Genomic DNA, 23,778 nt, shown 5'->3' with positions numbered 1-23,778 from the left:
CGGGGGCATGGGGATCCAGTCCACGCGGATCCGCCCGCTCAAGGATGCGCCTGAGCGGGCGGACGGCCGCTATGTGCTCTACTGGATGCAGTCGGCGCAGCGCGCGGGTTTCAATCCGGCGCTGGAGCTGGCGATCGAGGCGGCCAATCAGCGCGATCTGCCCGTCGTGGTCGGCTTCGGCCTGACCGACGGCTATCCGGAGGCCAATGCGCGTCACTACGCCTTCATGCTGCAGGGGCTGGCCGACGCAGCCGAGCGGTTGAGGGCGCGCGGCGTCACCTTCGTCCTGCGCCGCGGAGAGCCCGATCGCGTGGCCCTCGACCTGTCGCGGGAGGCCGCCCTGGTCGTCTGCGACGCCGGCTATCTGCGCCTGCAGCGGCTATGGCGCCGGCGGCTCGCCGAAGCGATCGACGTGCGCCTGGTCCGCGTCGAGGGCGACGTGGTGGTTCCGATCCTGCAGGCGTCGCGCAAGCACGAATACGCCGCCCGCACCATCCGCCCCAAGATCGAGAAGCTGTGGGACGACTACCTCGTCCCCCTGCGCGAGCGGCGGGTGGCCCAGGCGGGGCCGGCGGACCTCGCCTCCGAGCTCGATCTCGGCGACCTCGACGCGGCGCTCGCGACGCTGCAGGTGGACCGGTCCGTGCCGCCGGTGCGCCGCTTCCGCGGCGGCGAGGGGGAGGCGCGGCGGCGCCTGGCGGCCTTCGTCGGCGGGGCCCTGGCGGACTATGCCGAGGCTCGCGGCAAGCCCGAAGCCGAGGCCGTCTCCTATCTCAGCCCCTATCTGCACTTCGGGCAGATTTCGCCGGTGGAGATCGCCCTGGCGGTGCGGGAGGCCAAGGGCGGAGGCTCCGAGGCCAAGGCCAAGTATCTGGAGGAGCTGATCGTCAGGCGCGAACTGGCGATCAATCACGCCTGGTTCGAGGAGTCCTACGACTCTTACGAGGGACTGCCGGACTGGGCGCGGGCGACCCTGGCCGAGCATGCGGGCGATCGGCGTCCGCACCTCTATTCGGCCGCCGAACTGGAGGCCGGTCGGACCCACGACGCCTATTGGAACGCCGCTCAGCGCGAGATGGTCGAAACCGGCTACATGCACAACCGGATGCGCATGTACTGGGGGAAGAAGATCCTGCAGTGGTCTGAAAGACCTGAGGAAGCTTACGAGCTCATCCTGCGGCTCAACAACCGCTACCTTCTCGACGGGCGCGACGCCAATTCCTACGCCAATGTCGGGTGGCTGTTCGGCCTGCACGACCGACCCTGGCCGGCTCAGCCGGTGTTCGGAACCGTGAGGTCGATGGGGCCGAACACCTTCAAGAGCTTCGACGCCGAGGCCTATGTGAAGCAGGTCGAGCGTCTTTGCGAGCGCGAGGCTCAGGCCGCGCCCTGAGCCTCCGGAGCCTGGATCTCGGCCGCCGCCCGGGTCGCCTCCGCCTCGGCCAGCCGGCGCGCATATTCGTCGCGTATGGCGGCGCCAGCGGCGTCGTAGAAGAAGGGCAGGAAGGCGTATCGCCGCCCACGCGTCACAGGCGTCGCCTCGTGCAGCAGCGAGCAAGAGAAGATCACGGCTCCCCCTGTCGGCGCCCGATAGGTCCTGCGCCCGAATTCCGGGAACCGGAGGTCTCCGCCCTCGAAGGCCTCGGCGTTGAGGTTGATCGAGCAGGCGAACTTCCGATGGGCGGTGGCGCTTGTGGTGTTGTCCCGATGAGGGCTGAAGAACCCGCCCTCGGCGGCGTCGTAGCAGGCGACCATGTAGCGCTCGATGTGCGTCACCTGGAACTGAAACGCCTTGCGGATCTCCGGAAGCAGCCGCGTCGCGAGCCGCGCTCGGAGCAGGTCACGCAACTCCACATCCTCGACCATGGCGTCCCGCCGGCTCTTGGTCCGGTCGAGCACGCCGACCGTCTTGCCGTTGACCTCTCGCATCACCCCGGAGGGCGCGCCGCCATGGGTCTCGTAGACGCCGATCAGTCGGCGACAGAGGTCCGGCTCGAACACCCGCGGAACCACGAGCACCGGCGCATGAAGCGGCGTCCCGGCGTGGTCGTCCGGATCCGGCAGCCTCTCGAGCAGGGAGAAGATCGCTTCTGCGCGGCCGATCTCGGCCACGGCGTAGATCCGCAGAGAGGGATCGCAGACCACCCAGTGCGGTCGCTCCGTCCCGTCGGCGTCGAGCGCGAAATAGAGGCGGCTGAGCGCCCCCTCAGGATCGAAGAACCAGCGAAGGCCCCGCTCGTTCTTGGCCGCTGCGATTTCTTCCGGGTCGCGCAGAACGCCGAACGCCATGAGGCGCTTGTCGTCGAAGAGATCGCGACGCCGCTCCAGCCAACCCCGCGCCTCGGCCCGGGCGGCCGCGTCCGACGGCAGGAAGGCCAGCAGGATGAAGGCGCCGCCGAGGCTGCTGAAGCGGTACTCGGGGTTGACCGGCGAGCCCGCGGAGAAGATCGGGGCCGGCTGACCTGGACGCAGCATCGGAACCTCAGCGGGGGCCGAGATCGAGGACGACGGTGTGGCCGTTGCGGTTGCGCGACCAGGCGTCCTCGCCGGAGCCGGCGTCGATCGGCCGCTCCTTGCCGTACGAGACGGTCTGCATCCGCGCCGGCGCCACGCCCAGCCGCACGAGGGTGTCCCGAACGGCGCCGGCGCGGCGTGCGCCGAGCGCCAGATTGTATTCCCGCGTGCCGCGCTCGTCGCAATTGCCGGCGATCAGGACCCGCACCTGCGGGTTTCGCGCCAGCCATGCGGCCTGAGCCTGCAGGGTGCTCATAGCTTCGCCGGAGATTTCATAGCTGTCCAAGCCGAAGTAGACACGGTCTCCGGCCTGGGCGGCCAGCGCATCCTGCAGGGACGCCGTTTGGGGGGAGGGCGTGATCGGCGCAGGCGCGGCCGGGGCCTGAGCGCCGCCAGGGGAGGCGATGGGACCGGCGACCGTGTCAGGGGCGGGCCGCTTGGCGCAGGCGCTGAGCGTCAGAGCGGCGCAGGCGGCGATGAATAGGGGCGAGCAGCGCATGGGAGTCCTGTTCTCGATGTCGGGAGAACTGGCCGGCGGCCCCGCAAAAGCTCAAGCATAAGAAGCTTATAATCCGGGCGCATAACCCGGCCATAATTGACCCGCGGCTTCGCCCGGCTAGCCTTCCGGAACGGCCGGCCGCTACCGGCCGGGTTCGCCGTCGCGCTGCCCGTCTCGCCGGACGGCGGCGCGGCCGGCGGACTGCAAGCGCCGCTTTGCGGCGGCGCAGGGAGCGTGATGCAGGTTCCAAATTCCCACTGGGTTCGACAGCGTCCGAAGCTGCTCGGCTTTCTGGCCGCCGCGGCCATCGTGCTGCTCGCCAACCTGGCCGCCGCCGCCCTGGCCGACGCCTTGGGCTACAACCGCGTCTCGATGATCTTCCTGGCCGGCGTGCTCGTGGCCGCGGTGCTGCTGGGCTCCGGCCCCGCCTATCTGGCCGCCGTGCTCGGCTTCTTCAGCTACAACTTCTACCTCGTCGAGCCGCGGTTCTCGTTCGGCTTCGAATCCGAGGACGCCATCATCCTGGCGGTCTTCCTGGCCGTCGCCATGCTGACCGGCGGCCTTGCCGGACGCGTGCGGGATCAGGCGCGGCGGGCCGAAGCCCAGAGCCGGACGACGACGGTCCTGTTCCAGGCCGGGCGTGATTTCGCCGCCATGGACGACGAACGTCGAATTGGCCAGCGGCTCGCCGAGGGTCTGGCCGAAGCGGCCGAAGACCTTGCCGCCGTGCGGCTCGGCGAGACCCTCATTCCATTTCCGGAAGCCCAGGATCCGGAGCTTCTGAACACCGTCTTTGCGGGCGGCGTCGAAGGCTGGCGGGTGGAGCGCCTGACGGCCGACGGACGGGACGTCGGCCTGGCGGCGTGGCGCGTGGGCCCGGCGGCCGGGCTGGGCGCCGACGAGCCGCGGCTGATCCAGGTGCTGCTGGCCATGGGGGCGAGCGCCATCGCCCGGGCGCGGCTGGCGCGGGCCTGGGCCGAGGTGCAGGCCAGCGAGCGGACGGAGTCGCTTCGCAACGCGCTGCTGTCGTCCATCTCTCACGACCTGCGCACGCCGCTCGCCTCGATCCTGGCCTCGGCCACCAGCCTTCGCGAATTCGGCGACCGGTTCCATCCGGACGTGCGCGAAGACCTGGTGTTGACCATCCAGGAAGAAGCCGAGCGGCTGAACGCCTTCGTCGGCAACCTCCTGAACATGACGCGCCTGGAGGCAGGCGCCCTGGAGTTGCAGGCCTCGCCCGTGGGCATCGCCGAAGTCTTCGACCGCCTGCAGCGGCGGTTCGAGGCCCGCCGCGGATCTCGGCGCCTGGTCTTCCGCCTGGAGGAGGACGGCCTGACCGCCAGCGGCGATCCGATCCTCTTCGAACAGGCGCTGAGCAACGTCATCGACAACGCCCTGCGCTTCAGCCCTGAACCGGCGGAGGTGGAGGTCGCGGGACGGCGCCTGGACAGGCTTGCCATCGTCGAGGTCGCTGACCAGGGCCCCGGCGTCCCGGACGATGAACTCGCCCGCATCTTCGAGAAGTTTTATCGCTCGGCGAGCACGAGCGGACCGCAGCAGGGAACGGGGTTGGGACTTTCCATCGTCAAGGGGCTGATCGAAGCCATGGGGGGCGTCGCAACCGCGCGACGGCGCAGCCCTGAAGGCGGCCTGGTGGTCTCTCTCATGCTCCCGCGGGAGGCCGAATGAACGCCGGTCAGCTTCTTCTGGTGGACGACGAACCGCAGATCCTCCGGGCGCTGCGGCCGGCCCTGTCGGCCGCCGGTTACGAGGTCCGCACGGCCGAAAACGGAGAGGCCGCGCTCGCCCATCTGGCTGGCGAGCCCTGCGACGTGGTGATCCTGGATCTCGGCCTGCCGGACATGGACGGCAAGGACGTCATCGCCCACATCCGCGAGTGGTCGGAAGTGCCCATCGTCGTCCTGTCGGCGCGGGACCTGGAGCTGGAGAAGATCGCCGCACTGGATCTTGGGGCCGACGATTTCGTGAACAAGCCGTTCGGCGTGGGCGAACTGCTCGCCCGCATCCGTGCGGCGGTGCGCGGCCGCGACCGGCGCCTTTCGGGCCAGGCGCGGTTCCGCAGCGCCGAACTGGAGGTCAACTTCGCCGCTCGCCGCGCCTTCGTGCAGGGGGAGGAGATCCGGCTGACTCCCCGGGAATACGACCTGGTGCGCGCGCTCGCCCGCCATGCCGGCCGCGTTGTCACCCACAAGCAGCTGATTGCAGCCGTCTGGGGCCCGCAGGCCAGCGTGGACGCCCAGTTCGTCCGCGTCCTGGTGGCCCAGCTGCGTCAGAAGCTGGAGGAGAACCCCTCCGCGCCCCGCATCGTGCTGACCGAACCGGGCGTCGGCTATCGCCTGGCGACGGACGACGAGATGGGTTGAGCCCCTCATGCCGAGGTCCGGCCCCCGGAGCGGCATGGCCGCGACATCGAGCCCTGGCGGGCCGAAGCCGACGAAACAGAGAACTACACCTACGCTATAGCCCTCCAAAAGTGAGTCTCAAACCCCATCCGGCTGCGTCATGCCCAGAATCCGTAAAGCGTTGCTTTACAGGTAACGATGCGTTGGATACGCTGCATCCGACTCGATGAACAATCACCGGACAGCGCGCGATGACCGATGAGGATGGCCTTCGGCTAAAAAAGCCTTCCCATCCGGGCGGCTTCGTGAAGCACGAGGTCTTGAAACCGCTCGGCCTGTCGGTGACTGAGGCGGCGGATGCGCTGGGCGTCACGCGCCCGGCACTGTCGGCGCTCCTGAACGAGCGCGCGCACCTGTCGCCGGACATGGCGATCCGGATCGAAAAAGCCTTCGGCATCTCGATGGAGACGCTGATGCGCATGCAGAACAGCTACGACATTGCGCAGGCCCGCAAGCGGGAAGCGGAGATCAGGGTCGAGCGATACACGGGAATGAATACGAAAGGGCGGGCATGACGGAGCTGAGTTTCAAGGGCAAAGAGTTTGTTTATAACCACCATCTGGCGGTGCCCTTCCGTCCGCTCGTGCCCGATGAAAGCAAGGGCATCGGTCCTGTCGCGCTTGACGGCAACCTCGTCATCCACGGCGACAACCTGCACGCGCTGAAGGCGCTCCTGCCGCTCTACGCGGGCAAGGTGGACTGCATCTTTATCGATCCGCCGTACAACACCGGCAACGAGGGATGGTGCTACGACGATAACGTCAATGCGCCAATGATCCGGGAGTGGCTGGAGTCCAATCCGGTCGGTGTTGAGGACGGCCTACGTCATGACAAATGGTGTGCCATGATGTGGCCGCGCCTTCGGATGCTCCATGAGCTGCTGGCGGACCATGGCGTCATCTTTATAACCATCGATGATAACGAGGCGCACCGCCTCACAAATATTTGCTGCGAAATATTTGGTGAGGAAAATCATGTCGCCACCTTCATCTGGCGGAAAGTGGATAGCCCGAACGATAACAAGGTAGCTATCACACCTGACCATGATTACGTCCTCTGTTTTGCGCGCGATATTGGCTCTGCAAAGTTCAAGAGGATGATCGCCCCGTCCATCCTGAAAGCTTATCCGAACCGAGACGAGAACGGACGCCCTTTTAGAGATCGCCTTCTGAAGAAAAACGGACGGGCGAGTCTCCGCCGTGATCGGCCGACCATGTTCTTCCCGCTTGAAGACCCCGATGGAAATGAGGTTTTCCCCATACATGATAACGGGGAAGAAGCGCGATGGTCGATGGGGAAGAAGGGCATCAAGAAACACAAAGATGCCGGTACATTGATCTGGAAGAGGATCGAAAAGCTCGGACGTGAAGTGTGGGAGCCTTACACCCGCGAGTTTGCGCCCGAAGACGATCCCACGCGGCCGTTTCCAACGATTTGGAGCGACGTGGATACGATGCGGCAGGCCAAGGCCATGCTCAGGAACATATTTGGCACGTCTGATTTGTTCGACACGCCGAAAACCGTGAAGCTTCTGGACAGGATCATCGACATTGCTGCCGATGATGACGCAATTATCCTAGATTCCTTTGCGGGTTCTGCAACAACGGCTCACGCCGTGCTCGAAGCCAACAAGCGCGACGGCGGCAATCGCCGCTTCATTCTCGTGGAAATGGAGGAATATGCCGACAGCCTGACGGCAGAGCGCGTCCGGCGTGTCATCAACGGCTATGATTTCCAGGGCACACAGCGAACAGAGATGTTGCGGGAGCGGCTGAACTGGCGCGCGCTCAGCAATGCCGGAGAGCTGGCGCACCAGGTCGAAGGAATCGAGAACCTGCACGGCCACGAATACGACCGCATCAAGAAGGAAGTGAAAGACGGCGAGCTGATCGTCACCGGCGAAAAGACGGTGGCGGAACGCTCAGAAGGTCTTGGCGGCACCTTCACCTATTGCACCCTCGGCGATCCCGTCGAACTGGACAAGGTGCTGAGCGGTGAAACCCTGCCGCCCTATGCCGGGCTCGGCGCGGCGCTGTTCCACATGGCGACCAATCACGCGCTCGATCCCGCCGCCGTGCGCGAGGATGATTTCTATCTCGGTGCCATGGAAGGCCAGCATGTCTGGCTGATCTACAAGCCCGATCTCGATTGGCTGAAGTCGCCGGAAGCGGCGTTGACGCTGGCGCGCGCCAAAGCATTCGCCGCCTCCGATCCGGACAAGCGGCACCTTGTCTTCGCCCCGGCGCGGTTCGTGAGCCAGAAGATGCTGGCGGAACAGAACATCCCCGTGGAGTTCGTGCCGCTGCCCTTCGCGCTCTACCGGATAGATCGGAGCTGACGCCGTGTTTCGCCAGCTCGATTATCAGGACCGCGTCATCAAGACGCTCGACGACTATCTCGACCTTTTGAAGGAAAAGAAGGCGCGCGCCGACAAGGTGGCGGCGCTTGCCGCGCAAGACCCGGACCTTGGCCTTGCCATTCCGGATTTCGCGAAAGAGGCTTGGGAAGCGATGAAGGCGGCGGGGAAGCTGCCCGCTTCCCGCGCCGCGATTCCGTTCTCGCCGCGCATGGACGGCTGCGAGCGGCCCGTGCCCAACGCCGTGCTGAAAGTGCCAACCGGCGGCGGCAAGACATGGCTTGCCGTCTCCGCCGTCTCGCGGGTGATGGGCCGCTATCTCGACCGCAACACCGGTTTCGTCCTGTGGATCGTGCCGAACGAGGCGATTTATACGCAGACGCTCAAGCACCTGAAGGATCGCCAGCACCCCTACCGTCAGGCGCTGGACCGCGCGGCGGCGGGGCGCGTGAAGATCATGGAGAAAACCGACCGGCTCGATGCGCGGGACGTGGAAACCAATCTCTGCATCATGCTGCTGATGCTGCAATCCGCGAACCGCGAGACGCAGGATTCCCTGAAAATGTTTCAGGACCGGGGCGACGTGCACGGCTTCTTCCCGCCGGAAGGCGAACAACAGGCGCATCAAGCCGCCATCGACCGCACGCCGAACCTCTCCGCCTATACCGGCATGTTCCCGATGGTGAAGGATTCCCTCGGGAACGCCCTTCGGATCATTCGGCCCGTGGTCGTGATGGATGAAGGCCACCGCGCCATTTCCGATCTCGCTTTCGGCACGCTTTACGGATTCAACCCGTGTTTCGTGCTGGAGCTGACGGCCACGCCGCAGGATGTGCAGCCGCGCGGCGGCCGCAATCCGCGCGAAGGCCGCTATGCCAATGTGCTGGTGGAAGTGACGGGGCGCGCGCTGGACCGTGAAGGCATGATAAAGATGCCGCTCAACCTCGATCCCCGGCAGGGCAATGACTGGAAGGCGACGCTGAACGCGGCGCTTGCCAAGCTCAACGCGCTCGATGCCGAAGCCCGGCAACTGCGGGCCGATACGGGCCGCTATATTCGCCCGATCATGCTGATCCAGGTCGAGCGCACGGGCGCGGATCAGCGCGAAAGCGGCCATATCCACGCCGAGGACGTGAAGGAATGGCTCCTGACGGCAGGTTTCGATCAGGCGGAAATCGCGATCAAAACCGCGCAGCAGAACGATCTCAACGATCCGGAAAATCAGGACCTCTTGTCGCCCACCAACCGCGTGCGGGCGATCATCACGAAACAGGCCCTGCAAGAGGGCTGGGATTGCCCCTTCGCCTATGTGCTGTGCAGCCTTGCGGCCAGCGCCAACCTCAAGGCCATGACTCAGCTTGTCGGCCGCATTCTCCGCCAGCCCGGCGCGCTCAAAACGGACGTTGAAGCGCTCGATGAGTGCCACGTCATCACGCATCACGCCGATACTGCGACGGTCGTCGGTGCCATTAAAGACGGCCTCGAACAGGACGGCCTCGGCGATCTGGTCCTGCGCGTGACGCAGGACGACAAGAGCGGGACCGGTAAGACGGCCCGCACGATCAATCGCCGCCCGGCTTTCGCCTCCACGGAAATCTACCTGCCCAAGGTGATGGTGGTGGAAAGTGGCGACGCGCGCGAGCTGGACTACGAGACGGATGTGCTTTCCGCGCTCGACTGGCGGGGCTTCGATCCGCAGGACATCGCGGATCGGGTGCCCGAAAACGCACAGGCGGCGGAAAGCCAGCTCCAACGGATCAGGCTTGCCGAGGACGGCGACGAATTGTTCGTCGGCGAGACTGTCGCCGCGAACGCGGAAATCCTCGCCTTCGATCCGGCGCATGCTGTCCGGATGATTTCCGACATCGTGCCGAATCCCTTCGTCGGCCGCGAGATTGTCGGCGCGACGGTTGCGGCTCTGCGGGCGCGGGGCTTCGATGATGCGAAGCTCGGCCGGCTCGCTAGCCTGATCGTGGAAGAGCTGCGCAAGGGCCTCGAAGCGGCGCGGAACGCGCGCGCCGAAGCCCTGTTCAAGGCCGAGGTAGCGGCGGGACGCATCCAGTTCCGCTTGCGGCTCGATGGCCGCAACTGGCGAATGCCGTTCAGCATCGAAACGACGGAACCGGAGAACGCCCGCCAACTCCTTAACCGCGCCGGTGGCCCGCTCGAGAAGAGCCTGTTCGCTCCGGTCTATGAGAACGAGCTGAACAGCGACGAGCGGGATGTGGCGGTCTATCTCGACGGCGAAAAGACGCTGGCCTGGTGGCACCGCAATGTCGCGCGGACGCAATACGGCATTCAGGGATGGAAGAAGGCCAAAATCTATCCGGATTTCATCTTCGCCGTGCAGCGCGACGGCGAAGCGAAGCGGATCACGGTGCTGGAAACCAAGGGCGACCAACTCGACAATCTCGACACGGCGTACAAGCGCGAGGCGCTTGCGTTCCTCTCGGACCATTTCGAATGGGACGAGGCAACGCCGGTCGGCGAGCTGGAACTGGTCAACAACGGCGAGACCGTGGAAGGCACCTTGATCCTGATGAGCGAATGGAAGGCGAAACTGCCCGCGTATCTCTGACGGCGCGGTATTGGGGGGCGTATGGAATTTGATCCGGCATTGTCATTCTCGGACAACCTTGCCCGTTTCCGGGCGGAAGCGGAGCGCATCGATGCCGATTGCGCCCGCATTCTTTTCGACAATCTGGCCCTGCTGGCGCGCGACGGTGATGCGACGCGCACCCGTCAGGCCGTTCAGGAGTTCAACCGGGCGGTCCTCGCCGCGCTCGACGGCCTGCCGGAAGGGCCTGCGGCATGAGCCGGTATTTTCTCGCCTCTGCCGCCATTGAGGGATTTCGCGGCATCAATAATGACGGCGATCCCCTCGTGCTGAAGTTCAAGCACGATGCCGTCAATTCCGTCCATGCGCCCAATGGGGTCGGAAAAAGCTCGATCTTCGAAGCGCTGCACTTCGCCCTGCACGGCACGGTGCCGCGCCTGGAAGGGATGCAGGACGCCGAACAGGGTGCCAGCTACATCGTCAACAAGTTCCATCCGGCGCAACAGGCGACGGTCGCCCTTGTTTTCAAGAGCGATGACGGCACGCCCGATGTGTCGATCACCGTTACCCGGACGGCGGCGGGCGGACGGGTCGTCACGTCTCCTTCCGGCCACGCCGATCCGGACAGCTTCCTCGCCGATCTTTGCGAGGATTTCGTGCTGGTCGATTACCCGCGCTTTGCCTCCCTCGTGGACTGCTCGGCCTTGGAGCGCGGGCGCTCCTTCGCCTCGCTGGTCGGCATGAGCCGGTATTCCCAGCTCCGGCAGGCGCTCGACGGGGCCAAGAACACCCGCAACATCAATGGCGATCTTGGGCTGTCCACGCTTGACACCGAAGTGACCGCCGAAAACCGCGCCTTGGGGGCCGTTGAACAGCGCATCCTCGCCGCACATCAGGAAGTAACCGGCGCGGCCGGCGGCCAGATGGCGGATACAGCCGCGCTGAAAGCGCAGGTGACGGCCGGACTGGCGGGCATCGCGCTTTTCGCGCCGTTGCTCGCCAACGCCTCGGTGATGGACTTCGATTTTGACGCCGCTGAAAAGATCGTCGATCAGGAAGAAGGCGGCGCGGCGCGGAAAACTCTCGACGGCCTCAACACCACCGTCACGACGCTCGGCGGCTTGCAGGTCTCGGCGGCGGAACTTGCCGAGATCGACGCGCTGGTGACGGCGGCCAAGGCGCGCGACGATGCGATGCGCAAAGTCGGTGCCGCCAGCCTGCACGCCTTGCTGAAAAACGCGCTGTCGGTTGTGAACAGTGCGGACTGGCACGATCCGAAGGTCTGCCCTGTCTGCGAAAAGGCTGGCGACGGGCCGCTTCAAGATCAACTGGAAGTGAAGATCGCGCTTTACGACGAGACCGATCAGCTCGACGCGGAGTTGAAACGGCAGGTGCAGAGTGCGGGATGCGTTGGCAAGCTCCGGCAGCTTGAAGAGCAGGCGCGTCTTGGCGTTGTGGACGCTGATCGCATCGCGCCGATCCTGACGCTGGCCGCGCGCCAGTCGTCGGTTTCGACGGCGGACCTGGAACGCGCAAAAGATGCGCTTGGCGCGCTCGAAGCGAAGCGGGTTGACGTGCTCACGGCAATCAATGCCGAGATCGCGACGCTGCAAGCCGGCTTGCCGCCGTCGCTGGTCGCCGTCACCCGCACCCTTGGGCAGGCCAAGCAATTCCGCGACGCCATGAACGAATATGAGCGGACCCTTCCGGCGCTCGCGGCCAAACGGGCCAAGCTCGCAAAGCTCAATCGCTGGAAGACGTTCATCACGAACGTAGCCGGGCAGTTCGCAACGGCGGAAAGCGCGCTCGCCAATGCACGCATCACGGATATTCAGGCTAGTTGTCAGGAGCTTTTCGGGCATCTGGTGCGCGGCGGTCCGGACGTGCGGCCGACGCTGAACCGGGCGCAGAATACCGAACAGGTAGATTTGAAGCTCGCCGATTTCTTCGGCCTTCCAAACCAAAGCGCGCGGGCGCTCCTGTCGGAGAGCTACCGCAATGCCGTCGCCGCCTCCATCTTCATGGCGGCGGCTACCCGGCAACAGGGCGTGCCGCGCTTCATGGTGTTGGATGATGTGACGTCAAGTTTCGATGCCGGACATCAGTTCAGCCTGATGGATACGATCCGGACGAAATTACGCTTTGGCGCGGCGAACGGTCTGCCCGGCGGACTTCAATTCATCATCCTCAGCCATGATACGAGCCTTGAGAAGTATTTTGACCGGCTCAACGGCACAACAGAGTGGAATCACCAAAAGCTACAAGGCATGCCGCCCCGTGGGCGGCTAATGATCGCCACGCAACAGGCGGATCGCCTGAAGGCGCAGGCGGAGCAATATCTGAATGCGGGGCAGATAGATATCGGTGAACCGTTTGTCCGCCAGTATCTTGAATACAAGCTCGGCCAGATCATCACCCGTTTAGAGGTTCCGGTGCCGCCCGATTACGCGACGCGGGGCGACAAGCGTACATTGTCCACCTATGTGGACGCGATCACGGCGGCGGTCGCGCTCTATCAGGCGGCGGGGCGCTGCGTCCTCTCCGCTCAACAGGTCGCCGACCTTCAGAACCACCACATGCCTTCCATCATGGCGAACTATGTCAGCCACTATGAGACAGGCGCAGGCAATCCGTTCAACGCCTATGCCTTGCTCGGCGTTCTGCAAAGTGTGGACGCGCTTGCCGATTGCTTCTGCTGGACCGATCCTGCCAACAATCAGCGGAAATATTATCGACGACTTGATCGGCAGTAATCGCCGAAACTGCTAAAGAAGGCGAAGGGGGAGTGGGCGATGGCATCCGAACAGCAGTTGTTGGCATTTGATCAGCGTTTCTTGGACCGCCATGCTGGACCGATCATTTCTGATCTTTCGGTCGCCTTGGTCGAACTTGTCGCGAATGCGTGGGATGCCTACGCGACAGAGGTGGACATAACTTGGCCGACAAATGACGGTGCCCGGAAATTCTCGATTAAGGATAACGGTCGCGGCATGACCGCCGCGCAGTTCGAGCAGCGCTGGGGCGTCTTTGATTACAATCGGGTAAAGGCCGAGGGCGAGTATGTCTCACCACCCACAGAACTCCCCGAACTGGCGCCGCGCCGAGTATACGGACGCAATGGTAGAGGGCGGCACGGCGGCTTCGCCTTCTCCAATCCCTATGAAATAATCATAGAGGCCGCCGGCGAAAAAGTAGCCTATCGGGTTTCCAGGGGCGGGCAGCGCCCCTTCGATTGGGAAGTCATTAAGCGTGAACAGAGCACCGGGCACGGTGTGGAAATTCGCGCGGTAGAATCGACGCGGCTACGGCTTAGCGCCGCTGATGTTCGAGAGGTGCTTGGAACACGCTTTCTGACAGACCCGAACTTCAAGGTGTCGGTGGACAGCCAGCCCGTCACTTTCGATGACATTCCCCAGGATTTTTTGCGGGAGAGCTTCGTCGATATCCCCGATATCGGTCGTGCGACAATCCTCATGATCGACTCGCAGCGGGCCGACCGGACAACGCGGCAGCACGGCATCGCTTGGCATGTCAACAACCGGCTGGTCGGTGATTGCGGCTGGCGCGGCACCGACTATGAACGCGTACTCGACGGGCGGACGAGCGAAGCCAAGCGCTTCACGTTCATCGTCTTTGCCGACTTCTTGGCGGACAGCGATGCCGTGCTGCCAGACTGGTCGGGGTTCCAGCCCAACAATGAAATCTGGAAGAAGACCCAGATCGCCGTGCAGGACAAAATTCGCGAAGAAATTGCTGCGTTCAATTTCGAGCGGCGTTCGGAAGCTAAGGAGGCGGTTCGCGAACGCTATGCTTCGACCGTCGTCAGGATAGCTCCGAGCGCGCGTGAGCGGTGGAACAGCTTTGTCGATCAAGTCATCGATACCTGCCCCGGCATCTCTCCCGAACAGATTGATCAAGTGGCTGGCATTCTTGCTAATTTGGAGGCGTCGTCGTCCCAATACAGCTTGCTGGCGCGACTGCATGGCCTTCAACCAGGCGAGCTGGACCAATTGGACGGCATTCTCGCAGATTGGAGCGTCGCGACCGCTAAGCTGGCGCTAGATGAAATCCAGAATCGACTGAGGCTGATCGGCGAACTGCACGAAAAGCTTCGCGATGAACGCGCCGATGAAGTCCGCGAGCTTCAGCCTCTTATTGAGCGGAGTCTATGGGTATTCGGTCCTGAGTTCGAAAGCATCGAGTTCACGTCCAATCGCGGCATGTCGGAGGTTATCAGACGGTTGCTTGGCGGAACCGCACAGGGCAGCCTGAACCGGCCCGACTTCGTTATTCTACCCGATGGCAGTGTAGGACTGTTTGCCCGCCCCGCGTTCGATGAGCAGCACGAAGTTATTGGCGTGGAGCACTTGATTGTTGTCGAGTTGAAGCGGCCCGGCATTCCTATCGGCATGGATCAGAAGAACCAAGCATGGAAGTATGTCGTTGAATTGCAGACTCACGGATTGATTGACGATTCTACGCGTGTGACCTGTTTTGTCCTGGGATCGCGACTAACGCCGCGTGAAGGCGTCCGCGAGGAAGGGCGGACCAAGATTATCCCCATGGCCTATGAAACATTTATCCGACGTGCCGAAACTCGGATGCTTAATCTGTATGCACGGCTTTCCGAGGCACCATTCCTGCGCCAAGCTGGCTTGGATGCCGACAGCTTCGTGAAAGAGCCAATCGCACGCCAAGGTGGTTTCGACGTGTAGTTGATCTGGCAGGAAAAAAGTTCGGTAACTTAGGGCTCTGCCCTCGGCGCACTTCGAAAGGCTTCCGCCCAGCTTCCTCCGCGCGTGACGCGCTCCGTGCAGCCGGTTCCCCGCGAAGCCTCCCTCCGTTTGCACACCCGGTCTCGGCGACGGCCAGAAGGTCAGGCGCGGCGTTCCGCTTCGCTGACCTTCAGACCCGAGGATCAGAGACATGACCAACGTATCCGACAGCAGCCCCCGCATTTATGTTGCTTGCCTTGCAGCTTACAATAACGGCTTTCTGCATGGAGCTTGGATCGACGCGGATCAGGACGCCGACCAGATCAGGGACGAGATTGCCGCGATGCTTGCCCGTTCCCCTGTCAAGGACGCGGAGGAATATGCCATTCACGACTATGAGGGCTTCGAGGGCGTCGACATCTCGGAATATGCCGACATCGACAGGGTGGCGCGGATGGCCGCTTTCATCGCAGAGCATGGCGCACTTGGCACGGGCCTGCTGGAGCAGTTCAGCGGCGACATGGATCAAGCCGAATCCACGTTGGAGGATTGCTATCATGGTCAGTTCGCCAGCCTCGCCGACTACATGGAGGAATTGACGACCGAGAACGTCACGATCCCCGAGGCGTTGCGCTACTATGTCGATTGGGAGGGGATGGCGCGCGACGCCGAGACGGGCGGCGACCTGTTTACTATCGAGACCGCGCACGGCGAGGTCCATGTGTTTTCCAACAGGTGAATACATGACTGCCTGTCCGTGCTCATACGGGCAGGCAGCTCCAAAGCACCGGCTGTTGCCAAGCTAAAAACACCAAAGAATGATCGGGTTAGCCGCTCAAGGTATCTGCTTTGAGCGGCTTCTATCTTTCCCGTGTTCCTTGAACCTCTCTTTGCCGGGCGCTGCCCAGTATCCCGGCTTGGGGAGGTGACGCCATGCTCAGCATTGATTGGCGATCTCCGGCGGCATATGGGCACACAAAGCACATCCCTGCCGCTGGTTTCGCTTGGGAATATTTGCGCCGCAACGACGAATATCGTCGGGACTGCCAGATCATCGCATCGACCGGAGGGGCGGCTGCCCGCGCCCTTGAAGCGTTCGCGCATCGCTGGGGTTTGCGATTTCCCGTGCGATCCCGACGCGCCGCATGATCGGCAATCGCCGATCTGGAGTCCCCGCCTTCAACCGCAAGCCGTGATGTTGTCGCCTGTCGATCACAAGGACGACGACACCGAACCGATATTGACGTTGGCGCATCTCGACGGCCTCGACCTGCGCCGCGCTGCCGATGGCTGGCACGGCATCTGGCATGTGGATGGCGTCGCGCACCAGTTCTGGCTACCCGAGGCGATGCCGGACGCGGCTGCCTTCTATGCCGTGACCCTGCCGATGGATTCCTTTCTGGAGCTTCGTGCTCACGCTGTCCGCCGGTTCTGGCGGTCCCTTAACGGCCGTGCGCCCGGTCCCGATTTCCGGGCAGTCCCCGCCCAACTCCGGCAATGGCATATCCTGTCCCTGCGCGCGCTCGACGCCCGGCTGCATGGCGAGAGCTATCGTACCATCGCAGAAGTCCTGCTCGGCTTTCGCGGCACCAAGGAAGACTTTGAGAACGATCCGCGCAAGAACAAGTCCCGCCGCCTGGTCGCGCACGGTAACAAGATGATGCGCGGCGGCTATCGCCTTCTGCTCCACTATCCGATCAAGCCCGGCAAGCGTTGATTGTGTGGGCATTGCGCTCACGCCCTGTTGGCTGCCGCCTGCTCCAGAATCTTCCGATAGCCCTCACGCGATAACCATTGCGCGCGTTCGAGATGACTTTGCCAGCAACGGCGCGTCCGAAGTTCCTCGACCACCGGATCGCGGTGCAGCACGATCCTAGCGACTTCCTTCCAGTCCGCATCCTCGGCCTTGGCATCGAGAAGGCGCAGATAGGTGACGTAATGCCGTTCGTCATAGACGGTTATGGTGTCGCCTGTCGGCGCTTCGTCATCCACATTGGGATCGAGTTCGACGGGTGTTCGCATGGTCATTCCCCGTATCGGAGAGAACTTTGTCTGCGGTACGCCCCCGCAAACGATTCTCTCTGACTCTTGGTGATCGGGGAGTTCGAAACCGCTGTTACACGGCCCCATGGCCTTTAGCTCGGAAAGCCTGTTGTATACGCCACAGGCTCCCCGACCATAAGGTCAAGGAGTGTGGTGCCGTGACGGCCGGCACCAACCGGTAACAGAGGGGTTTCGACGCCCCGGAGCAGCGCGTCTGCTCCACCGTCATTCTTAGCCGAACCGCGTGGGAATGTCTTCGCCTATTCAGCGCCACAGGCGATGAGCCGCTGAAATCCCTCATCTATTGGCCGCGCACCGCCCCGAGAGGGGGTGCCGCCAGCGCATAGGCGCAAATGCGGCACGCTACGCGCCGCCGATCCCTCGCCATGGTCCGCCACAGTCCGCTGCCGCCACCGGCAGCCCAATCCCGACTGGAGGTGATCCATGCCCAACCCGCTTGCGGGACTGCCGCCGCGCCTGCTGCGCACCAAGGAAGCCGCGCGCTTCCTCGGCATATCCATCAGAACCCTTGAGAAACATCGGACCTACGGGACCGGGCCGACCTATCGCAAGGTCGGCGGCCGTGTCCTCTACACCGTTCGCGATCTGGAAGACTGGAGCGCGGTCGGCGAGCGCAAATCCACCCGCGACAAAACCGCCGGCACCGTATTTCCCGCGCGTCCGCTCACGCCCGAAGAACGGGGCGACTGCTAGATGCTGCGCGAGGACGATCACGACCGCGCATTGCCGGGCGAGGACAGCGAGCGCAGCCGCCTAGACCCCTTCGTGGTCGCAACGGGCGACGCGCCGCCGCGCGACCAGCGCGACTTGATGGAACGGCCGTTTTTCTCGCTGGCGAAGACCCCGCGCAACAAGCCGATTCTCTACAAGGCCGCCGACATAGAGGTGCAGGTGTTCGGGATGCCCGAGCACGGCATGGCGACCATATGGGACGCCGATGTGCTGATATGGGCGGCCTCGCAGATCGTTGCGGCCGAGAACAACGGCCTCACCACTTCGCGCTTTGTCCGGTTTACGCCTTACCATCTGTTGCGCGCCATCGGGCGGCCGACCGGCAATCATCAATACCGGCTTCTGAAAGCCGCGCTGGCGCGGCTGCAATCGACCGTCATCGCCACCACCATCCGCAACGGCCCGCATTGGCGTCGCCGGCAATTCTCATGGATCAACGAGTGGGAGGAAATGACAACGCGCGCCGGCCGCGTCGAGGGCATGGAGTTCGTCCTGCCCGAATGGTTCTACAACAGCGTCATCGACCGTTCGTTGGTCCTAACCATCGACCCAGCCTACTTCCGGCTGACTGGCGGCATCGAGCGATGGCTTTACCGCGTCGCCAGAAAGCACGCCGGCCACCAGCGCCACGGCTGGATTTTCGAGGTCGCGCACCTTCATCAGAAATCCGGCAGCGCGGCGCGGCCGTCCGACTTCGCGCTCGACCTGCGCCGCATCGCGGCCCGCCAGCCACTCCCCGGCTATCGGCTCCGGATCGAGCGGGAAGACGGCCGCGAGCTGCTGCGCATCCGCCCCGAAAAGCTGTCAACAGGCACTGTTGATAACCCTGTTAATGCCATCGGCAGATCAGGCGCACGGGGTATCGGCACATCAGGCGCACCACTATCGGCAGATCAGGCGCACGAACCGCAGCTAACACTTTGGCCTGAAACGCGGAATCCGACCGCTAACTTATCTAACAGAGAATCTAACTCTTTTTCTTTGACGCGCGCGCAGGCGAAGCGTGGTGCCGGTTCCTGCCCAAAGGGGCGAGCCATGACAGCCGCCGCGAATGCCGCCCCGTGCCCGCACAGCCCCCAGCACATCCCCGGAGATGAACAATGACCCGCCGCGCCCACCACAGCGCGCACGGCCGTCCGCTGCCGGACGGGCCTGCGCCCTTCACAACATTGGTCGAGCTGACCTTCAACAAGCGCAAGGTCGAGCACTGGATACGGTTCGGCCGCAAGAGCTATGAACAGATCATCGACCGCCGCCGCAGCGTCGTCGGCTTCGCGCCGGGCAGCGTCTTTGCCTTCGTGCGATGGGCGAAGGGCGACCATGGCACCGTCGTTTCGCGCATCGACATTGTGCGCGCCATCGGCCGGGGCGAGCCGTTCCAGACATTGCCGTTCGTGCGCCCCGGCGGCGAAATCCTGTTGCGCCTCGACGGCTGGCCCAAGGTGCAGCGCGCGCTTGCCGCCATCGACGCCGTGGAATCGCTCGGCCTCGATCCGGCCGACGCCGCGCCGGAGCATTGGCGGCACGTCCACAACCGTTTGACCGCCAATCTGGAACCGCACGCCTACACGCCCGAGCGCCATGCCGCTTGGCTTCACCGCCGCAGGATCGACCCGTGACGCGCCGCCGCATCCTTACGGTGACGGCGCTCGCCATCATCGGCATCGCCGCTGCCAGCGCCGTCGATTGGCCCGCGAAACTGATCTGGAACGCGACGGCCAGCGCGCCCATCGGCTTCTATACGGTCGAGCCGGCCGACCGGATCGACGTGCCCGAGCTTGTCGCCATCATGCCGCCCGAACCGCTGGCCGCCTTCATGGTCGAGCGCGGCTATATCGCGCGCGGCGTCCCGCTGTTGAAGCGCGTCTTGGGCCTGCCTGGACAGCGGGTTTGCCGCACCGGCCGCACGATCACGGTGGACGGGATCGAGATGGGCGAGGCGCTGGAGCGTGACAGCCTCGGCCGCGATCTGCCCGTCTGGCAGGGCTGCCGCGTCATCGGCGACGACCAGCTTTTCCTCATGAATTGGGAAGTCCGCGACAGCCTCGACGGCCGGTATTTCGGACCCATCCCCGCAGTTTCCGTCATCGGCCGAGCGGTCCCGCTCTGGACCGATGAGGAAGGCGTCGGCCGCTACGAGTGGCGCGCGCCGACGCACTGAAATTCCCCCCGAGAACCAACCGCAGGAGATTTCCATGGCAGAAATAGGCACCTTCACGCGCACCGAAACCGGCTATGCGGGAGAGCTTCATTCGTTCGGCCTCCACGAAAAGCTGTTCATCGTCCCGGCCAAACCGAGCGACGTGAAAAACGCCCCCGACTATCGCGTGCGCCTCGATAGCGAGGACGGCCCGGACGCCGGACCCGCATGGAAAGACTCCAGCGAGAACGCTGGCGAGTTCGTTTCGATGCGATTGGAGGGACCAATCTTCCCGTTCCCGATCCGCGCCAAACTGTTCCAGTCCAACGACGATCCTTCGGTCTGGACCCTGCGTTGGAAGCACGCCCGGAAGATCGAGGATGAGGAATGACGGCCGCGCGCGTCCGGCCCGCCATCCGGTCCAAGATCGTCATCCCTTTGTTCGCGGAAAAGCCGTCTCATCCCTTCGTTCCGCTCGGCCACCGGACGGCCGGCGCGCACAGCGAAGGTCAGGGGCGGCCATCGGCCGGCGCTTGCGCCTTGCCCTTGACCGCAGCGAGCACGCTGGCAGGCTGGTGTCGAAGCGGAGACAGGACTGCATGGCATTATGCCGTCCTGATACTGGCCGGCGCGCTTTTCGCCTGCGCGGGATCGGGCGTCGCTGTCGCGCAATCCGCGTCGGTTGAGCGCCCGGCTGCCGCCCATCCCTATGCGGCGCACGTCGCCGAGGCGTCGCAGCGTTTCGGCATCCCAGAGCACTGGATTCGCGCCGTGCTGCGCGCCGAGAGCGCGGGCGATGTGCGCGCGATTTCGTCGGCCGGGGCGATGGGATTGATGCAGGTGATGCCCGACACATGGGCGGGCCTGCGCGTCCGCCATGGCCTCGGCCGTGATCCCTATGACCCGCGCGACAACATCCTCGCAGGCACGGCCTACCTGCGCGAAATGTTCGACCGCTACGGCAATGTCGCGGCGATGCTGGCGGCCTACAATGCCGGTCCCGGCCGCTATGACGACTACCTTGCGACCGGCCGCACTCTGCCGGCCGAGACGCGGGCCTATGTCGCCGCGCTGGTGCCCGTTCTCGGCGGCGCAGCTGCGACCCAACCGCCGTCATCGGCACCGCCACCACCGCCCGATTGGCGCGAGGCAGCGTTGTTCGTCATGCGCTCCGGCGACGCCCGCACGACCGTTTCGATGCGCGATTCTGTCGATGCAGAGCAGCAGGACGGCAGCATTTTCGTGGTCCGCGCGAGCGACGGAGGAACGCCATGAGGGCGGTGTTTCCGCGCTCGGCGGTGCTCATTGCGGTGTCCAGTCAGGCCGGTTTGCGCCCGACTGGATTCCCGGCAGGAAAGGCAGAGAAGGAAGAAAGGGCGGAGGGCAAGATTAAAGAAGGCGGCACCATATCGGGCCGCTTCTGGAAATTATTGTTGTCTGCACACTGGTTAGGTCGCCGGTTCCGGCACCATAGTTTTGAGGGGCCGCGTGCCGCGATTTCGCGCAAAGTCTTGGTTTTGCAGGGTTTCGAGCGGCACCATAGGCGCAGATCGGCCGTTTTCCGGCGTTTTGGGCCGGAGTCGCGCCCTTGAGCGCCGACGACGAAAACCGCTTCCGGCCGAAGCCCGGCCGCATCCGTTCCGACACGCCGAAGGCTGGCAAGACCAAGAGCTTTTTCACGCAGGTCAAGAAGATCACCCGGCAGCATCAGGCGGCAGCCTCCCGCGATCCTTCCATGCCGTCATCCGCCCGCCCGTCATCGCCGGGCCGTTCCCGTGCCGTGGTCGCCAGCGGTAAGGGCGTGAAGCGCGGCCGGGGCGCGAGCTTCGTGCGCGCCCGCAATATCTCCGGCCATTGGCATCATCGCCAGCCGGGCAGTCGCCGCGTGATCGTCAAACAGCGCAGCGTCCGGGCCGCATGGAAGGGCGGCCGTGCCCGCGCGCATCTGCGCTATGTCCAGCGTGACGGAACATCGCGCGACGGCGAGCGCGGCCAGCTCTATTCGGCGACCGAGGACCGCGCCGATGGCGACGCCTTCCTTGATCGCGGCAAGGACGACCGCCATCAGTTCAGGTTCATCGTCTCGCCGGAGGACGGCGCGGAGCTATCGGACCTGACAAGCTATACCCGCGACCTGATGAAACAGGTGGAAGCCGACCTCGGCACGAAACTCGATTGGGTAGCCGTCAATCACTACAACACCGGCCATCCCCATGTGCATGTCATCGTGAACGGCCGCGACGATACCGGCGGGGATCTAGTCATCAACGGCGATTACCTTTCCGCCGGCCTGCGCGAGCGCGCCAGCGAGCTTGCCAGTCTGGAACTCGGTCCCGTGACCGAGATCGAGCAGACCCGCAAGCTGTCCGCCGAAATCGACCAAGATCGTTTCACGCGCATCGACCGCGCCATGACCGAGGAAGCCGATGCCCGTTTCCTCGATCTGCGCCATGAACCGGCAGCGCCGCGCCGCCAGTTCGAGCGCACCCTACGCCTGCGCCGTCTTACGAAGCTGGAGAAGATGGGGCTGGCGACAGAGCACGCACCCGGCGTTTGGGAATTGAGCAAAGACATGGAACCAGCCCTGCGCGAGCTTGGCGAGCGCGGCGACATTATCCGCACTATGCAGAAGGCACTCGGCCCGCAGGGCGGCGAACGCGATCCCATGAGCTTCCAAATCCATGACGGAGCATCTGAGACGCCCATCGTCGGCCGCGTCTTGGACAAGCACCTGTCCGACGAGCTGGGCGAGAACCTGACCGTTGTGGTGGACGGGATCGACGGGCGCACGCACCACATTGCCGGCGTCGCGCCCGAGCGGCTGGACGAAGCCCACATCGGTAGCGTCGTCCAGATCGGCCCGGCCGAGGCGGCAGCCCGGCCGTCCGACCGCACCATCACCGCCATCGCAGAGGACGGCATCTATCGGCCGAGCCGTCATCTGGAGCAGGCGAAGTTCGAGGGCCGCGTTCCCGGCGGCGACTATGAAGGCTATATCGATGCTCATGTGCGCCGGCTGGAGGCATTGCGCCGGGCCGGGATCGTCGAGCGGATCGACGCCGACCAATGGCGCATCCCCGATGATCTGGTCAGCCGTGCGGCCGAATACGACGCCGGCCGCGACCGGCAGGCCAGCGTTCGCGTCCTTTCCCCGGTCGATCTGGACAGGCAGATCGGATCGGACGGCGCGACCTGGCTGGACCGGCGGCTGATCCACGGCGAAGTCGCCGACCTTGCCCCCGCTGGCTTCGGCCAGCAGGTGCGCGAGGCGATGGACCAGCGCCGCGAGCATCACATCGAACAGGGCGACGCCAGCCGAGCGCGGAATGGCCGCATCTTCTACCGGCGCAGCCTTCTCGCCACCCTGCGCGAGCGCGAGGTTGCGCGCGTCGGCGCGGAGATGGCGGAAAGCAAAGGGCTGCCGTTCCGTGCCGTCACGGATGGCGAGAACATCAGCGGCAAGTTCACCGGCACCGTGCAGCTATCGAGCGGCAAGTTCGCCGTGGTGGAGAAATCCCATGAGTTCACCCTGGTCCCGTGGCGACCCGTCATCGACCGCCAGCTCGGCCGCGAGGTTGCGGGCGTCGTGCAGGGCGGATCGGTGTCGTGGCAGTTGGGACGGCAGCGGGGGCTAGGATTGTAAGTTCATGCGACTTCCATCACGGTCGCCACGTCCTGCAAGTCAGCTTGACCTGACCCCCTGATTTTCCTCCACACTCGATTAGAGTCCGGCCCTGATGGAAGGACGGACGAGAATGAAGCGTAAGAGGTTTTCGGA

22 protein-coding genes and 1 pseudogene are annotated in these 23,778 nt (G+C 64.3%); 20 read left to right on the top strand and 3 right to left on the bottom strand.

Going from position 1 to position 23,778, the window contains the following annotated elements; genetic code table 11:
- Positions 1 to 7 precede the first annotated feature (7 nt).
- Positions 8 to 1,393 (top strand): deoxyribodipyrimidine photo-lyase, encoded by a 1,386-nt coding sequence (locus H2041_RS03605; protein WP_293409547.1) that lies wholly within the window; start codon positions 8 to 10, stop codon positions 1,391 to 1,393.
- Here the strand turns inward: H2041_RS03605 and H2041_RS03600 are convergent.
- Entirely contained in the window at positions 1,378 to 2,475 is a 1,098-nt protein-coding gene (locus tag H2041_RS03600) for a 2OG-Fe(II) oxygenase (RefSeq protein WP_293409545.1), read from the bottom strand. The genes H2041_RS03605 and H2041_RS03600 overlap by 16 nt on opposite strands.
- A gap of 7 nt (positions 2,476 to 2,482) precedes the next feature.
- Positions 2,483 to 3,013 (bottom strand): peptidoglycan-associated lipoprotein Pal, encoded by a 531-nt coding sequence (gene pal / locus H2041_RS03595; protein ID WP_293409543.1) that lies wholly within the window; start codon positions 3,011 to 3,013, stop codon positions 2,483 to 2,485.
- Positions 3,014 to 3,250: 237 nt separating this feature from the next.
- Here pal and H2041_RS03590 point away from each other — a divergent pair, with 237 nt between their 5' ends.
- The 11 genes from H2041_RS03590 (at position 3,251) to H2041_RS03545 (ending at position 16,781) form a co-directional block, all read left to right on the top strand.
- Complete coding sequence (locus H2041_RS03590) at positions 3,251 to 4,702, top strand: ATP-binding protein (protein WP_293409541.1); 1,452 nt, start codon at positions 3,251 to 3,253, stop codon at positions 4,700 to 4,702.
- Positions 4,699 to 5,397: a response regulator transcription factor gene (locus H2041_RS03585; RefSeq protein ID WP_293409539.1), complete on the top strand. Its 699-nt coding sequence runs from the start codon at positions 4,699 to 4,701 to the stop codon at positions 5,395 to 5,397. The genes H2041_RS03590 and H2041_RS03585 overlap by 4 nt, the downstream gene beginning before the upstream one ends.
- A gap of 230 nt (positions 5,398 to 5,627) precedes the next feature.
- Positions 5,628 to 5,951 carry a HigA family addiction module antitoxin gene (locus tag H2041_RS03580; protein WP_293409537.1) on the top strand — a complete coding sequence of 108 codons (324 nt, stop codon included), beginning with the start codon at positions 5,628 to 5,630 and terminating at the stop codon, positions 5,949 to 5,951.
- The gene (locus tag H2041_RS03575) at positions 5,948 to 7,774 is read left to right on the top strand and encodes a site-specific DNA-methyltransferase (RefSeq protein WP_293409535.1); all 1,827 of its coding nucleotides are present in this window, start codon (positions 5,948 to 5,950) and stop codon (positions 7,772 to 7,774) included. The genes H2041_RS03580 and H2041_RS03575 overlap by 4 nt, the downstream gene beginning before the upstream one ends.
- 4 nt (positions 7,775 to 7,778) lie before the next feature.
- Positions 7,779 to 10,370 (top strand): DEAD/DEAH box helicase family protein, encoded by a 2,592-nt coding sequence (locus tag H2041_RS03570; protein WP_293409533.1) that lies wholly within the window; start codon positions 7,779 to 7,781, stop codon positions 10,368 to 10,370.
- 21 nt (positions 10,371 to 10,391) lie between these two features.
- Complete coding sequence (locus H2041_RS03565; RefSeq protein WP_145396296.1) at positions 10,392 to 10,607, top strand: hypothetical protein; 216 nt, start codon at positions 10,392 to 10,394, stop codon at positions 10,605 to 10,607.
- Positions 10,604 to 13,102, top strand: coding sequence for an AAA family ATPase (locus H2041_RS03560; protein WP_293409528.1), 2,499 nt, complete (start codon positions 10,604 to 10,606; stop codon positions 13,100 to 13,102). Before H2041_RS03565 ends, H2041_RS03560 begins: the two co-directional genes overlap by 4 nt.
- Before the next feature lie 39 nt (positions 13,103 to 13,141).
- Positions 13,142 to 15,064, top strand: coding sequence for an ATP-binding protein (locus tag H2041_RS03555; protein WP_287959186.1), 1,923 nt, complete (start codon positions 13,142 to 13,144; stop codon positions 15,062 to 15,064).
- Between the two features lie 211 nt (positions 15,065 to 15,275).
- Positions 15,276 to 15,803, top strand: coding sequence for an antirestriction protein ArdA (locus tag H2041_RS03550; protein ID WP_194531982.1), 528 nt, complete (start codon positions 15,276 to 15,278; stop codon positions 15,801 to 15,803).
- A gap of 194 nt (positions 15,804 to 15,997) precedes the next feature.
- Positions 15,998 to 16,213 (top strand): DUF6499 domain-containing protein, encoded by a 216-nt coding sequence (locus tag H2041_RS19085; RefSeq protein ID WP_312352484.1) that lies wholly within the window; start codon positions 15,998 to 16,000, stop codon positions 16,211 to 16,213.
- On the top strand, positions 16,152 to 16,781 hold the full coding sequence (locus H2041_RS03545) for a DUF2285 domain-containing protein (RefSeq protein ID WP_293409519.1): 630 nt from the start codon (positions 16,152 to 16,154) through the stop codon (positions 16,779 to 16,781). Before H2041_RS19085 ends, H2041_RS03545 begins: the two co-directional genes overlap by 62 nt.
- Positions 16,782 to 16,798: 17 nt before the next feature.
- Here the strand turns inward: H2041_RS03545 and H2041_RS03540 are convergent, their stop codons facing one another.
- Positions 16,799 to 17,086, bottom strand: coding sequence for a DUF2285 domain-containing protein (locus H2041_RS03540; protein WP_293409517.1), 288 nt, complete (start codon positions 17,084 to 17,086; stop codon positions 16,799 to 16,801).
- Between the two features lie 465 nt (positions 17,087 to 17,551).
- Between H2041_RS03540 and H2041_RS03535 the strand changes: the two genes are divergently transcribed.
- The 8 genes and pseudogenes from H2041_RS03535 (at position 17,552) to H2041_RS19080 (ending at position 23,643) form a co-directional block, all read left to right on the top strand.
- Positions 17,552 to 17,821 carry a helix-turn-helix domain-containing protein gene (locus tag H2041_RS03535; RefSeq protein ID WP_024353481.1) on the top strand — a complete coding sequence of 90 codons (270 nt, stop codon included), beginning with the start codon at positions 17,552 to 17,554 and terminating at the stop codon, positions 17,819 to 17,821.
- A pseudogene (locus H2041_RS03530) lies at positions 17,822 to 18,655 on the top strand (replication initiator protein A); the annotation flags it as partial. It lies immediately after the preceding gene.
- 305 nt (positions 18,656 to 18,960) lie between these two features.
- The gene (locus tag H2041_RS03525) at positions 18,961 to 19,479 is read left to right on the top strand and encodes a DUF2840 domain-containing protein (RefSeq protein ID WP_293409513.1); all 519 of its coding nucleotides are present in this window, start codon (positions 18,961 to 18,963) and stop codon (positions 19,477 to 19,479) included.
- Complete coding sequence (locus tag H2041_RS03520) at positions 19,476 to 20,021, top strand: S26 family signal peptidase (RefSeq protein ID WP_293409510.1); 546 nt, start codon at positions 19,476 to 19,478, stop codon at positions 20,019 to 20,021. Before H2041_RS03525 ends, H2041_RS03520 begins: the two co-directional genes overlap by 4 nt.
- 34 nt (positions 20,022 to 20,055) lie before the next feature.
- A complete protein-coding gene (locus H2041_RS03515; RefSeq protein WP_125334611.1) occupies positions 20,056 to 20,391 on the top strand; it encodes a DUF736 domain-containing protein in 336 nt (111 codons plus the stop codon).
- A 224-nt stretch (positions 20,392 to 20,615) separates the two neighbouring features.
- Positions 20,616 to 21,275, top strand: a complete 660-nt coding sequence (locus H2041_RS03510; protein ID WP_367132871.1) for a lytic transglycosylase domain-containing protein — start codon at positions 20,616 to 20,618, stop codon at positions 21,273 to 21,275.
- Entirely contained in the window at positions 21,272 to 21,592 is a 321-nt protein-coding gene (locus tag H2041_RS03505; protein WP_293409500.1) for a hypothetical protein, read from the top strand. Before H2041_RS03510 ends, H2041_RS03505 begins: the two co-directional genes overlap by 4 nt.
- Positions 21,593 to 21,735: 143 nt before the next feature.
- Positions 21,736 to 23,643, top strand: a complete 1,908-nt coding sequence (locus H2041_RS19080; RefSeq protein ID WP_367132867.1) for a relaxase/mobilization nuclease domain-containing protein — start codon at positions 21,736 to 21,738, stop codon at positions 23,641 to 23,643.
- Positions 23,644 to 23,778: the final 135 nt, after the last annotated feature.

Source organism: Phenylobacterium sp. (genome assembly GCF_013911965.1).
GTDB lineage: Bacteria > Pseudomonadota > Alphaproteobacteria > Caulobacterales > Caulobacteraceae > Phenylobacterium.
This window is presented reverse-complemented; position numbering and strand designations above follow the sequence as displayed.

Coding starts and splice junctions, on each gene's coding strand:
- H2041_RS03605 (WP_293409547.1), top strand. CDS start 8: ATGGGGATCCAGTCCACGCGGATCCGCCCGCTCAAGGATGCGCCTGAG.
- H2041_RS03600 (WP_293409545.1), bottom strand. CDS start 2,475: ATGCTGCGTCCAGGTCAGCCGGCCCCGATCTTCTCCGCGGGCTCGCCG.
- pal (WP_293409543.1), bottom strand. CDS start 3,013: ATGCGCTGCTCGCCCCTATTCATCGCCGCCTGCGCCGCTCTGACGCTC.
- H2041_RS03590 (WP_293409541.1), top strand. CDS start 3,251: ATGCAGGTTCCAAATTCCCACTGGGTTCGACAGCGTCCGAAGCTGCTC.
- H2041_RS03585 (WP_293409539.1), top strand. CDS start 4,699: ATGAACGCCGGTCAGCTTCTTCTGGTGGACGACGAACCGCAGATCCTC.
- H2041_RS03580 (WP_293409537.1), top strand. CDS start 5,628: ATGACCGATGAGGATGGCCTTCGGCTAAAAAAGCCTTCCCATCCGGGC.
- H2041_RS03575 (WP_293409535.1), top strand. CDS start 5,948: ATGACGGAGCTGAGTTTCAAGGGCAAAGAGTTTGTTTATAACCACCAT.
- H2041_RS03565 (WP_145396296.1), top strand. CDS start 10,392: ATGGAATTTGATCCGGCATTGTCATTCTCGGACAACCTTGCCCGTTTC.
- H2041_RS03560 (WP_293409528.1), top strand. CDS start 10,604: ATGAGCCGGTATTTTCTCGCCTCTGCCGCCATTGAGGGATTTCGCGGC.
- H2041_RS03555 (WP_287959186.1), top strand. CDS start 13,142: ATGGCATCCGAACAGCAGTTGTTGGCATTTGATCAGCGTTTCTTGGAC.
- H2041_RS03550 (WP_194531982.1), top strand. CDS start 15,276: ATGACCAACGTATCCGACAGCAGCCCCCGCATTTATGTTGCTTGCCTT.
- H2041_RS19085 (WP_312352484.1), top strand. CDS start 15,998: ATGCTCAGCATTGATTGGCGATCTCCGGCGGCATATGGGCACACAAAG.
- H2041_RS03540 (WP_293409517.1), bottom strand. CDS start 17,086: ATGCGAACACCCGTCGAACTCGATCCCAATGTGGATGACGAAGCGCCG.
- H2041_RS03535 (WP_024353481.1), top strand. CDS start 17,552: ATGCCCAACCCGCTTGCGGGACTGCCGCCGCGCCTGCTGCGCACCAAG.
- H2041_RS03525 (WP_293409513.1), top strand. CDS start 18,961: ATGACCCGCCGCGCCCACCACAGCGCGCACGGCCGTCCGCTGCCGGAC.
- H2041_RS03515 (WP_125334611.1), top strand. CDS start 20,056: ATGGCAGAAATAGGCACCTTCACGCGCACCGAAACCGGCTATGCGGGA.
- H2041_RS03505 (WP_293409500.1), top strand. CDS start 21,272: ATGAGGGCGGTGTTTCCGCGCTCGGCGGTGCTCATTGCGGTGTCCAGT.
- H2041_RS19080 (WP_367132867.1), top strand. CDS start 21,736: ATGCCGTCATCCGCCCGCCCGTCATCGCCGGGCCGTTCCCGTGCCGTG.